Here is a 13,868-nt window from a genome sequence, read left to right as displayed (position 1 = left end):
TTCACTTATTATTCAACAACTTAGGTTTGACACTCAGTTATATGGGGCTCAGACTTGTCGCTTGTACACAAACATCTTCGACAGGACCCCGATCATGAAAGGCGACATTACAGTCATCCAGCATCTCAACAAGATCCTCGGAAACGAGCTGGTCGCGATCAACCAGTACTTCCTGCATGCCCGCATGTATGAAGATTGGGGCCTGAACAAGCTGGGCAAGCACGAGTACAAAGAATCCATCGACGAGATGAAACACGCTGACAAGCTGATCAAGCGCATCCTGTTCCTCGAAGGCCTGCCGAACCTGCAGGATCTGGGCAAGATCCTGATCGGTGAGCACACCCGGGAGATGCTGGAGTGCGATTTGAAGATCGAGCGCAAGGGTCATGCAGATCTGAAAGCGGCCATCGCGCACTGCGAAACCGTTGCCGACTTCGGTAGCCGCGAGATGCTCGAAGACATCCTCGAATCCGAGGAAGAGCACATCGACTGGCTGGAAACCCAGCTGGGCCTGATCGACAAAGTCGGTATCGAGAACTACCTGCAGTCGCAGATGGGCGAAGAAGACTGATTCAGCCTTCGCTCAAAACAGCCCCGCCTGATGCGGGGCTTTTTTTATTTAGCGTGTGAGCATCCACGTAGCAATTGGCGGTGTCTGAGTGACCGGTGCGTCGAGGCTGGGCTGTGGTAGCGCGGTTGATATCGCCACCGCCGGCGAGCCGGACGGCTACAGGGCGACAGTCCCCGCGTGCGATCTATAGGAGGCGGCTTGCTGGCGAATGCGCAGTTTCAGGCAGCGTATCTATAATTGACCCAGTGTTCGCCGGCACAGATCAACACCTCACCGACACCACCGCCGCTCACAACCACAGGCCCATAAAAAAACCCCGTATCTCCAGGAGACCGGGGTTTTTTCGACAACCGCCCGAATCAGGCAGTCGTGTTCTTCTCGACAGCGGCTTTGATCAACGGCTGCAACTCACCGGCAGCATGCATCTCGGCAATGATGTCGCTACCACCGACCAGCTCCCCACCCACCCACAACTGCGGGAAAGTCGGCCAGTTGGCGTACTTGGGCAGGTTTGCACGGATTTCCGGGTTCTGCAGGATGTCGACGTACGCGAACTTTTCGCCACACGCCATCAATGCCTGAGACGCCTTGGCCGAAAAACCGCACTGTGGGGCATTCGGCGCGCCTTTCATGTAAAGCAGAACGGTGTTGCTGGCAATCTGCTCTTTGATCGTTTCGATGATATCCATGGAGCACCTCGGCTTAACTTTACGACTGTATCAGTCGACACGGTGGCGCATTGTAACGGAAAGCCTAGCGTAACGCTCGGTCTTGGCTTTAACCTTGGGCATAAATATGATGACCATCATGCCGCCGCGATGGTGACTGGCACCCCGTTGAGCGCCGCGTTGCCGGACACAGCGTCCATCTGCCGTTCGTCGGTGAGGTCGTTGGCGCTTGCGCCCGGCTGACTGCGTGCGATGTCCATCTGCACACCCGAGCGCCCGTGCCCCCAGCCGTGCGGCAAACTGACCACCCCTGGCATCATTTCGGCGCTGGCGAGCACTTCTACCTCGATCGTTCCCACCCGGGAACTGACTCGCACCCGTTGACCGTCGCTCAAACCGCGGCTCGCCAGATCCTCGGGGTGCATCAGCAATTGATGACGCGGCTTACCTTTCACCAAACGATGGTAGTTATGCATCCAGGAATTGTTACTGCGCACGTGCCGCCGCCCGATCAGCAGCAGCTCATCGAGCGCGCAGGGTATCTGCATGGCAAAGCGCACCAGGTCGCCGAGGATCACCTCGGGCGCGGCCTGTACGCGCTGATTGGCGGTTTTCAAGCGCGTTGCAAGATTGGGCTTGAGCGCCCCCAGATCCAGTCCATGGGGATGCTCGTACAGCGTTTCCAGCGACAGCTTGAATGTCGAGGCGTCGCCATACGCCCCCGCACGTAACCCTCGATCCACCATTTGCGCCGGCGCGATGGTCGGCTTCAGTTCGCGTCCGGCGCGTACGGCGAAAGCCTTGGCAAGGCCAACGAAAATTTCCCAGTCATGCAGCGCCCCCTCGGGTTTGGCGAGGATGGCGCGGTTGAAGCGCGTGACATTGCGCACCGCGAACATATTGAAGGTGGTGTCGTAATGATCGTTTTCCAGTGCCGAAGTCGACGGCAGAATCAGATCGGCGTGGCGTGTGGTTTCGTTGATGTACAGGTCGATGCTGAGCATGAACTCCAGCCCCTCGAGCGCTTGGTCCAGCCGGCGGCCGTTGGGAGTCGACATGACCGGGTTGCCAGCGACGGTGATCAGCGCCCTTACCTGCCCTTCGCCTTCGGTGAGCATTTCCTCTGCGAGCGCCGAAACTGGCAGCTCGCCGCTGTACTCCGGCAGTCCCGAAACCCGACTCTGCCAGCGGTTGAAGCCGCCACCGGAGGTGGACGCAACAAGGTCCAGGGCCGGGTCGGTGCAGAGCGCGCCGCCCACCCGGTCAAGGTTGCCGGTGACCAGATTGATCAACTGCACCAGCCAATGGCACAGGGTACCGAACGCTTGGGTGGAGATCCCCATGCGCCCGTAGCAGACGGCACGCTCGGCACCTGCGAAGTCTCGCGCCAGCTGGCGAATCTGCTCGGCCGGCACCCCACAACGCCGGCTCATGCTTTCAGCATCCATATGCGCAACGGCAGCGCGCACCTCTTCCAGGCCATCCACCGGCAAATGACTGTCGCGGGTCAGGCCCTCTGCGAACAGCGTGTGCAGCAGGCCAAACAGCAATGCCGCATCGCCACCGGGGCGAATGAATAAGTGCTGATCGGCAATCGCCGCTGTTTCGCTACGCCTGGGATCGACCACAACGACCTTGCCGCCGCGTCCCTGTATGGCTTTCAGACGCTTCTCCACATCCGGTACGGTCATGATGCTGCCGTTGGATGCCAGCGGATTCCCCCCCAGGATCAGCATGAAATCGGTGTGGTCGATGTCGGCAATGGGCAGCAGCAGGCCGTGGCCATACATCAGGTAGCTGGTCAGGTGATGAGGCAGTTGGTCGACCGAGGTCGCAGAAAACCGATTGCGGGTCTTGAGCAGACCAAGGAAGTAATTACTGTGGGTCATCAGCCCGTAGTTGTGCACGCTGGGATTGCCCTGGTACACGGCGACGGCGTTCTGGCCGTGGCGTTGCTGGATGTCCCACAGACGCTCTGCGACCAGATCGAAAGCCGCTTGCCAACCGATGGCCTGCCACTGATCGCCGATACGCTGTATGGGTTGGCGCAGGCGATCCGGGTCGTTCTGGATGTCCTGCAGCGCCACCGCCTTGGGGCAGATGTGCCCTCGGCTGAAGCTGTCCTGGGCATCACCCTTGATCGAACTGATGCGCAGCGTGGCGTCGGCTTCCAGGGTCGTTTCGATGGTCAGGCCACAGATGGCCTCGCACAGGTGACAGGCACGGTGATGGAGAGTCTTGGTCATCGCCAGTCTCATATTGTTGTATGGCAATCAGCATGATCGCGGATACAAAACTATGGAGCCTGTCGCGCCAGTTCGCCAGAAGCGTCAGTGCCGTGAATCGGACAGTATCAGGCGAGCCGATAGCTCGCCGGATCAGCTCAGATGGGGCTCAGGAAGCCGAGCCGCCAATGGGTGTGACCACTTTGCGCTGGAGCTGGATCTCGTGAACAGTCTCGACCTGTTCCTGCGAGACCTGTACGCCCGTCAGGTCACCGATCAGACGCCAGTGCTCATCCAGACCGGCACTGATAGTTGCCATGCGATCAATCATGCGCCGACCCGCCGAGCGGGTCACTTCGTCTTCACTGCGCATCAGCTCGAACGACATCGATGTCATGGAAGCCGTGAGGTGCGTGAGGGTGCGAGCCGTGAGCCCGAGCAGTTCCGTCAGTTGTTTCTCTTTTGAATCCATTCCCCACCCCTGTTGGAGGACATAAGCCGCCTTTATAACCCACGCCAAAGGTTTAGGAAACGTCCGGGTTTCCGTGGCGTGAAGCATGTCGCATAAGGTTTTGCAGCAATTTGAAACTGTTGCACAACCGGTAGTAATTGCCCGCATCTAACAAGACCGTGTACAACGGCCGCCGGTGCCAATCACCGAGATGGCTAAAGGCCTTCGATGTGTAGCCAACTGTAGCACTTCGTTACATGAAAAGCGTCCTGAGCACGTCACTTTCCAGCTACCGAACGTCCGACCGGCATTTTCCGACACACCGGCCCTTGGCATGAGGCGACATTTTCTTATACCCTCGCGCCTTCCCTATTCGTCGCCCCGTGCGGCTTTCGCCGCAGGTCTCGCCCGTTTTTCCGATAAAACCCGGCTTTGAGGATCTGCGGTCTGTTGCAGACAAGGTAGTTAATGATGAGCGCAAGGCACTTTCTCTCGATGATGGATTACACGCCAGCAGAGCTAGTCGGCGTGATTCGTCGCGGCATTGAGCTGAAGGACCTGCGAAATCGAGGCGTGCTTTTCGAACCGTTGAAAGGCCGCATACTGGCCATGATTTTCGAGAAATCCTCGACCCGTACCCGTGTTTCGTTTGAGGCCGGCATGATCCAGCTGGGTGGCCAGGCCATTTTTCTCTCGCCTCGCGACACCCAACTGGGTCGCGGCGAGCCGATCGCCGATGGCGCCCGGGTCATGTCGCGGATGGTCGACGCGGTGATGATCCGCACCTTCGCTCACAGCAACCTGACTGAATTTGCCGCCAACTCTCGCGTACCGGTGATCAACGGCCTGTCCGACGATCTGCATCCGTGCCAGCTGCTCGCGGACATGCAGACCTTCCTCGAGCATCGCGGCTCGATCAAAGGCAAGACCGTGGCCTGGATCGGCGACGGCAATAACATGTGCAACAGCTATATAGAAGCCGCGATCCAGTTCGACTTTAAGCTGCGTGTTGCCTGCCCTGAAGGTTACGAACCCAGTGCGCAATTCATGGCGATGGCCGGCGACCGGGTCACCCTGACCCGTGACCCGCGCGAGGCCGTCAAAGGCGCGCATCTGGTGAGCACCGATGTCTGGACGTCCATGGGCCAGGAAGAAGAAGCGGCCAAACGCATCGCGCTGTTCAAACCATTTCAGGTGACCCGGGCACTGCTCGATCTGGCTGCCGCAGACGTGCTGTTCATGCATTGCCTGCCAGCCCACCGGGGTGAGGAGATCAGCGAAGACCTGCTCGATGACAACCGCTCGGTCGCGTGGGATCAGGCAGAGAACCGCCTGCATGCGCAAAAGGCCTTGCTCGAATTCCTCGTCGCTCCCGCCTTCCAACCTGCATAAGTGCCCCAATGCTGCTGAAACTTCACGACCTCGCCTGCGGCTACCAGGATCAACCGGTGGTGCAGAAGCTGAATCTGCACCTCAACGCCGGCGACATCGGCTGCCTGCTGGGCTCGTCAGGCTGCGGCAAGACCACGACCCTGCGCGCCATCGCCGGGTTCGAACCGGTGCATGAAGGTGAAATCGTGCTGGCAGGCGAAGTCATTTCCAAAGCCGGGTTTACCCTGGCGCCGGAGAAGCGCCGAATCGGCATGGTGTTCCAGGACTATGCCCTGTTCCCGCACCTGACCGTGGCTGACAACGTCGCTTTCGGAATCCGCCATCATCCTCGCCTGACACAGGTGGTCGGCCAGATGCTGGAATTGGTCAATCTGGGGGCATTGGGCAAGCGCCACCCCCATGAACTCTCCGGCGGTCAGCAGCAACGCGTCGCCCTGGCTCGCGCACTGGCTCCCGAGCCGCAGCTGTTGTTGCTCGATGAGCCGTTTTCCAACCTTGATGGCGAACTGCGTCGACGCCTGAGCCATGAGGTGCGCGACATCCTCAAGGCCCGTGGCACCAGCGCGATTCTGGTGACTCATGACCAGGAGGAAGCGTTCGCGGTCAGCGACCACGTAGGTGTCTTCAGACAAGGCCGGCTGGAGCAATGGGATACGCCCTACAACCTCTATCACGAACCGGCCACACCTTATGTCGCCAGTTTCGTGGGTCAGGGTTACTTCATTCGTGGGCAACTCATCGACTCGGAGTCAGTGCACACCGAGCTCGGCGTATTGCAAGGCAACCGCTCCTATGCCGGCGCTCGCGGCGCACCGATGGACGTGCTGTTGCGCCCGGACGACATCGTCTATGCCCCTGACAGCGCACTGAAAGCCAAGGTCACCAGCAAGACCTTTCAGGGTGCCGCTACGCTTTATCGGCTGCAATTGCCGAGCGGCACCCGACTGGAGGCGTTGTTTCCAAGCCATGCGGACCTGCGCATCGGCGAGCAAGCCGGATTCCGGATCGCGGCCGAGCACCTGGTGCTGTTTCCGGCCGTGGGCAGTGTGCCGGTGCATCAGGATATTGCGGTGTGACAGCCTTCGACGCTGTTGATGGGTCTGCTGACAGATAGCTGATTTCCAATGCGCATCTGTTCACCGCTGTAGCAGTCCGGCTTGCCGGCGGTGGCCTATTTGAAACCGCCACCGCCGGCAAACCGCACTGCCCCAGTAAGTCGATCCACACCCTCGGATTTGTGGCTCAGCCCACCGTCAACTTGCCGCTCGCCACCAGCGTGGCATAGCCGCCGATCTTCACCCGATCGCCTTCCAGGCGGCAGAATAACTCCCCACCCCGGGCTGAACTCTGATGCGCCGTCAGGCTGAACTTGTTCAGGCGTGCCGACCAATAGGGGATCAGGCAGCAATGCGTCGAGCCTGTGACCGGATCCTCGGCAATGCCGATCGCCGGGGCGAAGTATCGCGAGACGAAGTCGTAGCGCTCGCCATCACCCTTGGCGGTAACGATGACCCCGGGCCACGGCAACCTGGCGATGGCAGCAAAATCCGGCTTGCAGTCACGGACCGCCTGCTCGGACTCCAGCACCACGAGTAACTCTGCGGCGCCCAGCACATCCACCACTTCAGTGCCCAGCGCGCGCTCGACGTCCACTGTCACCCCCACCTCGCTGGGGGGAATGGCCGGGAAGTCCAGCAACAGGCGGCCATTTTCACGGGTCACGCTCAACGAGCCTGACTTGCAGAAAAATTCGATGGTCTCAGCTGTCTCACCATAGACTTCGAACAGCACGTGCGCGCTGGCCAACGTCGCATGGCCGCACAGCGGCACTTCGTTGGTCGGGGTGAACCAGCGGATATGCCAGCCTTGCGCTTCACGCACGATAAAAGCGGTTTCGGAAAGATTGTGCTCGGTCGCAATGTGCTGCATCAGCCCATCCGACAGCCAGGCGTCGAGGCGATAAACCATTGCGGGATTGCCTGCGAACGGCCGTTCACTGAACGCGTCGACTTGATGAAATTCAAGCTGCATGGAGGGCATCCCTAATCGTTGGTACTACTTGAGTGGCGAGAGCAGCTTGAGAGCCTGGAAAAGCGCAGGAGGGCCGGACCACTCATCAGGATCATTCCCGCCCGATCCGGGCGAAAGTCGCTTGGGTGTGCTGTGCAAGTACCGCAGCTGCCAGCTCGACCTCAAGCCCGCGCCGGCCAGCGCTGACGAATATTGTTGCGAACGGTTGAGCGGTCTCGTCGATGAAAGTTCGCAGTCTTTTCTTCTGCCCAAGCGGGCTGATACCGCCCAGCAAATAACCGGTGGCGCGCTGAGCCGCCGCAGGATCGGCCATCTCCGCCTTCTTGGCGCCTGCCGCATGGGCCAGTGCCTTGAGGTCCAGCGATCCCACCACCGGAACCACCGCCACCAACAACTCGCCCTTTTCAGTGCTGGCCAGCAGCGTCTTGAAGACCTGCGCCGGCTGCAGATTCAGTTTCTCCGCAGCCTCCAGACCATAGGAGGGGGCTTTGGGATCATGCTCGTAACTGTGCACGCGGTGTTCGGCGCGAACCTTTTTCAATAAATCCAATGCGGGGGTCATGCAACGCTCCAGACAACCAGCTGCTTCCTGTCATTTGCCGTTACTTTAGGCCATTCGCCGGGCAAACGCCTACGTCAGCATGGCGATGCCCCAGGAAACCCGACCCATGACAAAAATACCTGGCGTGGTTCATTTTCGACCTTTGACAATGTTCGTTTACGTCTATATTTTTTCGAATACGAATATTCAGCCATTGACGGCGATGTCATCAGCGCAACCGAGGTGCTTTCGCACGTAAACTGAAGGCAGCTTCCCGGATACCGGCTTCATTACCAGGCAACCGACATGACCGACCACGACAACAAGAACTACATCATTGCCCTCGATCAAGGTACAACCAGCTCTCGCGCTATCATCTTTGACCGCGACGCCAACGTGGTGAGCAGCGCCCAGAGCGAGTTCGTGCAGCATTACCCGCAGCCTGGTTGGGTCGAACATGACCCGATGGAAATCTTCGCCACCCAAACCGCGTGCATGACCAAGGTGCTGGCCCAGGCCAATCTGCATCACAACCAGATCGCTGCCATCGGCATCACCAATCAACGCGAAACCACCGTGGTCTGGGAGAAGGACAGCGGTCGACCGATCTACAACGCGGTGGTCTGGCAATGCCGTCGCAGCACCGAAATCTGCGAGCAGCTCAAGCGTGACGGGCTTGAGGACTACATCAGGGATACCACGGGCCTGGTCATCGACCCGTATTTTTCCGGCAGCAAGTTGAAGTGGATTCTCGACCACGTTGAAGGCAGCCGCGAACGCGCCCGACGCGGCGAGCTGTTGTTCGGCACCGTCGATAGCTGGCTGATCTGGAAATTCACCGGCGGCAAGGTCCACGTCACCGATTACACCAACGCCTCGCGCACCATGATGTTCAACATCCATACCCTGGAATGGGATCAACGGATGCTCGACGTGCTCGACGTGCCACGGGAAATGCTCCCCGAGGTCAAGTCGTCATCCGAAGTCTATGGTCACAGCAAAAGCGGAATCGCCATTGCCGGGATCGCCGGTGACCAGCAATCGGCGCTGTTCGGGCAGATGTGCGTGGAGGCTGGTCAGGCGAAAAACACCTACGGCACCGGCTGCTTCCTGCTGATGAACACCGGCAAGAAAGCGGTGAAATCCAACCATGGCCTGCTCACCACCATCGGTTGTGGCCCGCGAGGCGAAGTGGCCTATGCGCTGGAAGGCGCGGTGTTCAATGGCGGCTCCACCGTGCAATGGCTGCGCGACGAATTGAAAATCGTCAACGACTCCATGGACACCGAATACTTCGCCACCAAAGTGAAGAACAGCAATGGGGTCTATCTGGTCCCGGCTTTCACCGGGCTGGGCGCGCCCTACTGGGACCCCTACGCCCGCGGCGCATTGTTCGGCCTGACGCGCGGGGTGAAGGTCGATCACATCATCCGTGCCGCGCTCGAATCAATCGCCTACCAGACCCGCGACGTGCTTGACGCCATGCAGCAAGACGCCGGCGAGCCGCTCAAGGCCCTGCGTGTCGACGGCGGCGCGGTGGCCAACAATTTCCTCATGCAGTTCCAGGCCGACATTCTCGGCACTCAGGTCGAGCGCCCGAAAATGCGCGAGACCACGGCATTGGGGGCCGCCTACCTGGCCGGTCTTGCCATCGGCTTCTGGAGCAGTCTGGACGAGTTGAAGGACAAGGCGGTGATCGAGCGCCGGTTCGACCCGCAGTGCGCAGAAGAGGAGAAGGAAAAGCTCTATGCCGGCTGGCGCAAGGCAGTCGACCGTACCCGCGACTGGGAACCCCACGAAGATGAGCAGTAACACCGCAATCCTTCTGTAGGAGTGAACTTGCTCGCGATAGCGGCTTATCCGCGCCATTTGCGAGCCTGTCACAGCGCCATCGCGAGCAAGCTCACTCCAACAGGATCGATCAACGCAGATTCGCAGTTTTTTTCCGGCTGACAGGTAATGGCTGCCTGCGGCATCATGGGCGCCCTTGCCCGAAGGAAAAAAAATGAATCTGCCACCCCGTCAACAGCAGATCCTCGAGCTGGTCCGTGAACGCGGCTACGTCAGCATCGAAGAAATGGCCCAATTGTTCGTCGTGACCCCGCAAACCATCAGGCGCGACATCAATCAGCTGGCGGAAATGAACCTGCTGCGCCGCTACCATGGCGGTGCTGCCTATGATTCCAGCATCGAAAACACCGCCTACGCCATGCGCGCCGATCAGATGCGCGACGAGAAGCAGCGCATCGCCGAAGCCATCGCGGCGCAGATCCCCGATCACGCTTCGCTGTTCATCAATATCGGTACCACCACCGAGTCCATCGCCCGCGCCCTGCTCAATCACAATCACCTGAAGATCATCACCAACAACCTGCACGTCGCCTCGATTCTCAGCGGCAAGGACGACTTCGAAGTGCTGTTGGCCGGGGGCAATGTGCGCCGCGACGGCGGGGTCGTGGGTCAGGCGAGCGTCGATTTCATCACCCAGTTCAAGGTCGATTTCGCGTTGGTGGGCATCAGCGGCATCGATGAAGACGGCAGCCTGCTGGACTTCGACTATCAGGAAGTGCGGGTCTCCCAAGCCATCATCGCCAATGCCCGTCAAGTCATCCTGGCCGCCGACTCGAGCAAATTCGGGCGCAACGCCATGGTGCGCCTGGGCCCGATTTCCCTTATCGATTGCCTGGTCACCGATCAGGCACCGGTGCCTGCGCTGGCGCAATTGCTGACGCAGAACAAGATTCGTCTGGAAGTGGTTTGAGTCGACTGCATTCGCAAACCTGAACCGCTGGCCCGACACGCATCGTCTGTAGCAGTCCGGCTTGCCGGCGGCGGCGTATTAGAAATCGCTGCCCGGCAAGCCGTACTGCTACAGATGTGCCGCATCGCGCCTTGGCAGCAGCAGCGGATCAATTGTCTCGCCCATCCAGTGGACTTCTATGTTCACTTTTGTTCCTTTCCTTTCTCTCTGATCAGTATTTTCAATCAATACCGAGTGGTCGAGGGCCTGTTATTGCGTTACTATTTTCGAAAATGAACATAAATGTTCGAATTCGCCTTTAGTGCTATGCGCAGATCAGGCGTGATCGAATTCAGACAGGAGGCCCCATGGCCCATTCCGCCTTGCCTATACCGCCCCTCTCCGAGGTCTACGACATCGCCGTGATCGGCGGTGGCATCAATGGTGTCGGCATCGCGGCGGATGCATCGGGGCGAGGGTTGTCGGTCTTCCTCTGCGAAAAAGACGACTTGGCCAGCCATACCTCCTCGGCCAGCAGCAAGCTGATCCACGGCGGTCTGCGTTACCTGGAACACTACGAGTTTCGTCTGGTACGCGAGGCCCTGGCTGAGCGGGAAGTGCTGCTGGAAAAGGCGCCGCATATCGTCAAGCCGATGCGCTTCGTGTTGCCCCACCGCCCGCATCTGCGCCCTGCCTGGATGATCCGCGCCGGCCTGTTCCTCTATGACCATCTGGGTAAACGCGAAAAACTGCCGGCGTCCAAAAGCCTGCGCTTCGGCGCCAACAGTCCGCTGAACAGTTCGATCACCCGCGGTTTCGAATACTCCGACTGCTGGGTCGACGATGCCCGTCTGGTAGTGCTCAACGCCATGGCCGCTCGCGAGAAAGGCGCGCACATTCACACTCAGACCCGTTGCTTGAGCGCCCGTCGTAGCGGCGGCATGTGGCACCTGAACATGGAACGCGCAGATGGCAGCCTGTTTTCCATTCGCGCCAGGGCGCTGGTCAATGCTGCCGGACCGTGGGTTGCCAAGTTCATTCGTGAAGACCTCAAGCTCGAATCGCAGTACGGCATTCGATTGATCCAGGGCAGCCACTTGATCGTGCCGAAACTGTACGAGGGCGAGAATGCGTTCATCCTCCAGAACGAGGACCAGCGTATCGTGTTCGCCATCCCGTACCTGGAACGCTTCACCATCATCGGCACCACGGACCGCGAGTACACCGGTGACCCGGCAAAAGTGGCAATCACCGAGGGCGAAACCGATTACTTGCTGAAGATCGTCAACGAACACTTCAAAAAGCAGCTCAGCCGCAGCGATGTCATCCGTACCTACTCAGGTGTACGTCCCCTGTGTAACGACGAGTCGGACAACCCGTCAGCGATCACTCGTGACTACACCCTGTCCCTGTCGGGCAGCGCCGAGCAGGCACCGATCCTCTCGGTATTCGGCGGCAAGCTGACCACCTATCGCAAGCTGGCCGAATCGGCGATGCAGCAGTTGGCGCCTTTCTTCACCCAGATGAAACCGAGCTGGACCGCCAAGGCCAGCCTGCCCGGTGGCGAGAACATGAGCACACCGGCAGCGCTGGCAGCGGACCTGCAGCAGCGGTGCAGCTGGTTGCCGGCAGAGATCGCCAAACGCTGGGCCATCACCTATGGCTCGCGCAGCTGGCGCATCGTCGAAGGCGTACAGAGCCTGGCCGATCTGGGCGAGCACTTGGGTGGCGGCCTGTATAGCCGGGAAGTGGATTATCTGTGCAGCGAAGAATGGGCCACTGCGCCAGACGACATTCTCTGGCGCCGGACCAAGCTTGGCCTGTTCACCACGGCCGAAGAACAGCAGAACGTGAAGGCCTATCTGGACAAGGTCGCACGTAACAAAAGCTCGATAGAGGCGGCTTGATCCACCGAGCCCTTCCACATACCGCGCCCTGCGCAGGGGTGCGCTTGCTGGCGATGACGACGTGACAGTGACAGTTTTATCGACTGTCACAAGGTAATCGCCAGCACGCTCACTCTTACAGATGCGACAAGGCGCCTGCCTCGACTCGCATTCGGATTTCCGAACACCACCAACCTGGCCATTCGGCATCCCGGACGAAAAACCCTCTCCCCTCGTCCCCTGAAAAATAAATCCCCTTTCTTTTCAGTCTGTTAGCCGCTTGCGCGTGCTTGGCATGACTCATGCTCTACACTCAGTCACGATTGCTCCGATGTAGCGTGCCGCCTGCATGGGCCGCCGTTGAAGCGTTCTGAAACGATAGGGCCGTCCAACACCGGTCCAATAAAAAAAACAAAGTCGAGGATTAACCGATGCGCATCGTTCCCCATATCCTGGGCGCAGCCATTGCTGCCGCTTTGATCACCACCCCCGTTTTCGCCGCCGAGCTGACCGGTACTCTGAAGAAAATCAAAGAGTCCGGCACCATCACCCTCGGTCACCGCGACTCGTCGATTCCGTTCTCTTACATCGCTGACGCTTCCGGTGTTCCGGTTGGCTACTCCGCTGATATCCAGCTGAAAATCGTCGAAGCGATCAAGAAAGACCTGGACATGCCGGACCTGAAGGTCAAGTACAACCTGGTCACCTCGCAGACCCGTATCCCGCTGGTGCAGAACGGCACCGTCGACGTTGAATGCGGTTCGACCACCAACAACGCAGAGCGCGCGCAACAAGTCGACTTTACCGTTGGCATCTTCGAAATCGGTACCCGGCTGCTGAGCAAGGCAGATTCGTCGTACAAGGATTTCGATGACCTCAAAGGCAAGAACGTCGTCACCACCGCCGGCACCACGTCCGAACGCATCCTCAAGTCCATGAACGCTGACAAGCAGATGGGCATGAACGTGATTTCCGCAAAAGATCACGGCGAGTCTTTCCAGATGCTGGAATCGGGCCGTGCCGTTGCCTTCATGATGGACGACGCACTGCTGGCAGGCGAAATGGCCAAGGCCAAGAAGCCGACCGACTGGCACGTGACCGGTACCCCGCAGTCCTATGAAGTCTATGGCTGCATGGTGCGCAAGGGTGATCCTGAGTTCAAGAAAGCGGTCGACGACGCCATTGTCGCGACCTACAAATCGGGCGAGATCAACAAGATCTACGACAAGTGGTTCACTCAGCCGATTCCTCCAAAAGGCCTGAACCTGATGTTCCCGATGAGCGACAAGGTCAAGGAACTGATCTCCAGCCCGAACGACAAGCCGGCGCCTGACCCAAAGGCTTGAGCCGTTCAGTCCAGACG

Annotated in this window: 12 protein-coding genes; 7 read left to right on the top strand and 5 right to left on the bottom strand. The window is 59.3% G+C overall.

Annotated elements, in window-relative coordinates:
• Positions 1-94 precede the first annotated feature (94 nt).
• Entirely contained in the window at positions 95-571 is a 477-nt protein-coding gene (gene bfr / locus ACI2KS_RS06185) for a bacterioferritin (protein WP_404618207.1), read from the top strand.
• A 359-nt stretch (positions 572-930) separates the two neighbouring features.
• On the opposite strand, the gene grxD is transcribed toward bfr, so the two are convergent.
• From grxD to ACI2KS_RS06170, 3 genes are all read right to left on the bottom strand, one after another.
• Positions 931-1,260 carry a Grx4 family monothiol glutaredoxin gene (grxD, locus tag ACI2KS_RS06180; protein ID WP_404618205.1) on the bottom strand — a complete coding sequence of 110 codons (330 nt, stop codon included), beginning with the start codon at positions 1,258-1,260 and terminating at the stop codon, positions 931-933.
• 116 nt (positions 1,261-1,376) lie between these two features.
• Positions 1,377-3,485 (bottom strand): molybdopterin oxidoreductase family protein, encoded by a 2,109-nt coding sequence (locus ACI2KS_RS06175; RefSeq protein WP_404618203.1) that lies wholly within the window; start codon positions 3,483-3,485, stop codon positions 1,377-1,379.
• A gap of 148 nt (positions 3,486-3,633) precedes the next feature.
• The gene (locus ACI2KS_RS06170; RefSeq protein ID WP_404618201.1) at positions 3,634-3,936 is read right to left on the bottom strand and encodes a hypothetical protein; all 303 of its coding nucleotides are present in this window, start codon (positions 3,934-3,936) and stop codon (positions 3,634-3,636) included.
• 450 nt (positions 3,937-4,386) lie between these two features.
• Here ACI2KS_RS06170 and argF point away from each other — a divergent pair, with 450 nt between their 5' ends.
• Positions 4,387-5,307, top strand: a complete 921-nt coding sequence (argF, locus tag ACI2KS_RS06165; protein WP_404618199.1) for an ornithine carbamoyltransferase — start codon at positions 4,387-4,389, stop codon at positions 5,305-5,307.
• Between the two features lie 8 nt (positions 5,308-5,315).
• The gene (locus ACI2KS_RS06160; RefSeq protein ID WP_404618197.1) at positions 5,316-6,383 is read left to right on the top strand and encodes an ABC transporter ATP-binding protein; all 1,068 of its coding nucleotides are present in this window, start codon (positions 5,316-5,318) and stop codon (positions 6,381-6,383) included.
• 166 nt (positions 6,384-6,549) lie between these two features.
• Here the strand turns inward: ACI2KS_RS06160 and ACI2KS_RS06155 are convergent, their stop codons facing one another.
• Both ACI2KS_RS06155 and ybaK read right to left on the bottom strand, forming a co-directional pair.
• Entirely contained in the window at positions 6,550-7,338 is a 789-nt protein-coding gene (locus ACI2KS_RS06155; protein WP_404618195.1) for a PhzF family phenazine biosynthesis protein, read from the bottom strand.
• A gap of 91 nt (positions 7,339-7,429) precedes the next feature.
• On the bottom strand, positions 7,430-7,900 hold the full coding sequence (gene ybaK / locus ACI2KS_RS06150) for a Cys-tRNA(Pro) deacylase (protein ID WP_404618193.1): 471 nt from the start codon (positions 7,898-7,900) through the stop codon (positions 7,430-7,432).
• A 285-nt stretch (positions 7,901-8,185) separates the two neighbouring features.
• On the opposite strand from ybaK, the gene glpK reads away from it, so the two are divergent.
• From glpK to ACI2KS_RS06130, 4 genes are all read left to right on the top strand, one after another.
• Complete coding sequence (gene glpK, locus ACI2KS_RS06145) at positions 8,186-9,691, top strand: glycerol kinase GlpK (RefSeq protein WP_404618191.1); 1,506 nt, start codon at positions 8,186-8,188, stop codon at positions 9,689-9,691.
• Positions 9,692-9,884: 193 nt separating this feature from the next.
• Entirely contained in the window at positions 9,885-10,640 is a 756-nt protein-coding gene (locus ACI2KS_RS06140) for a DeoR/GlpR family transcriptional regulator (protein ID WP_404618189.1), read from the top strand.
• A gap of 347 nt (positions 10,641-10,987) precedes the next feature.
• Positions 10,988-12,526 carry a glycerol-3-phosphate dehydrogenase gene (gene glpD / locus ACI2KS_RS06135; protein WP_404618187.1) on the top strand — a complete coding sequence of 513 codons (1,539 nt, stop codon included), beginning with the start codon at positions 10,988-10,990 and terminating at the stop codon, positions 12,524-12,526.
• 410 nt (positions 12,527-12,936) lie between these two features.
• Positions 12,937-13,851, top strand: coding sequence for a glutamate/aspartate ABC transporter substrate-binding protein (locus tag ACI2KS_RS06130; protein ID WP_404618185.1), 915 nt, complete (start codon positions 12,937-12,939; stop codon positions 13,849-13,851).
• The last annotated feature ends 17 nt before the right edge of the window (positions 13,852-13,868 follow it).

It is taken from the genome of Pseudomonas sp. NPDC087358 (genome assembly GCF_044900785.1).
In the GTDB taxonomy this organism is placed as follows: Bacteria; Pseudomonadota; Gammaproteobacteria; order Pseudomonadales; family Pseudomonadaceae; genus Aquipseudomonas.
Note: the sequence above shows the minus strand (reverse complement) of the source record. Positions and strands in the feature narration are given on the sequence as shown.

Bases quoted from the DNA above. Each gene is read 5' to 3' on its own strand.
- bfr (WP_404618207.1), top strand. From the start codon at position 95: ATGAAAGGCGACATTACAGTCATCCAGCATCTCAACAAGATCCTCGGA.
- grxD (WP_404618205.1), bottom strand. From the start codon at position 1,260: ATGGATATCATCGAAACGATCAAAGAGCAGATTGCCAGCAACACCGTT.
- ACI2KS_RS06175 (WP_404618203.1), bottom strand. From the start codon at position 3,485: ATGACCAAGACTCTCCATCACCGTGCCTGTCACCTGTGCGAGGCCATC.
- ACI2KS_RS06170 (WP_404618201.1), bottom strand. From the start codon at position 3,936: ATGGATTCAAAAGAGAAACAACTGACGGAACTGCTCGGGCTCACGGCT.
- argF (WP_404618199.1), top strand. From the start codon at position 4,387: ATGAGCGCAAGGCACTTTCTCTCGATGATGGATTACACGCCAGCAGAG.
- ACI2KS_RS06160 (WP_404618197.1), top strand. From the start codon at position 5,316: ATGCTGCTGAAACTTCACGACCTCGCCTGCGGCTACCAGGATCAACCG.
- ACI2KS_RS06155 (WP_404618195.1), bottom strand. From the start codon at position 7,338: ATGCAGCTTGAATTTCATCAAGTCGACGCGTTCAGTGAACGGCCGTTC.
- ybaK (WP_404618193.1), bottom strand. From the start codon at position 7,900: ATGACCCCCGCATTGGATTTATTGAAAAAGGTTCGCGCCGAACACCGC.
- glpK (WP_404618191.1), top strand. From the start codon at position 8,186: ATGACCGACCACGACAACAAGAACTACATCATTGCCCTCGATCAAGGT.
- ACI2KS_RS06140 (WP_404618189.1), top strand. From the start codon at position 9,885: ATGAATCTGCCACCCCGTCAACAGCAGATCCTCGAGCTGGTCCGTGAA.
- glpD (WP_404618187.1), top strand. From the start codon at position 10,988: ATGGCCCATTCCGCCTTGCCTATACCGCCCCTCTCCGAGGTCTACGAC.
- ACI2KS_RS06130 (WP_404618185.1), top strand. From the start codon at position 12,937: ATGCGCATCGTTCCCCATATCCTGGGCGCAGCCATTGCTGCCGCTTTG.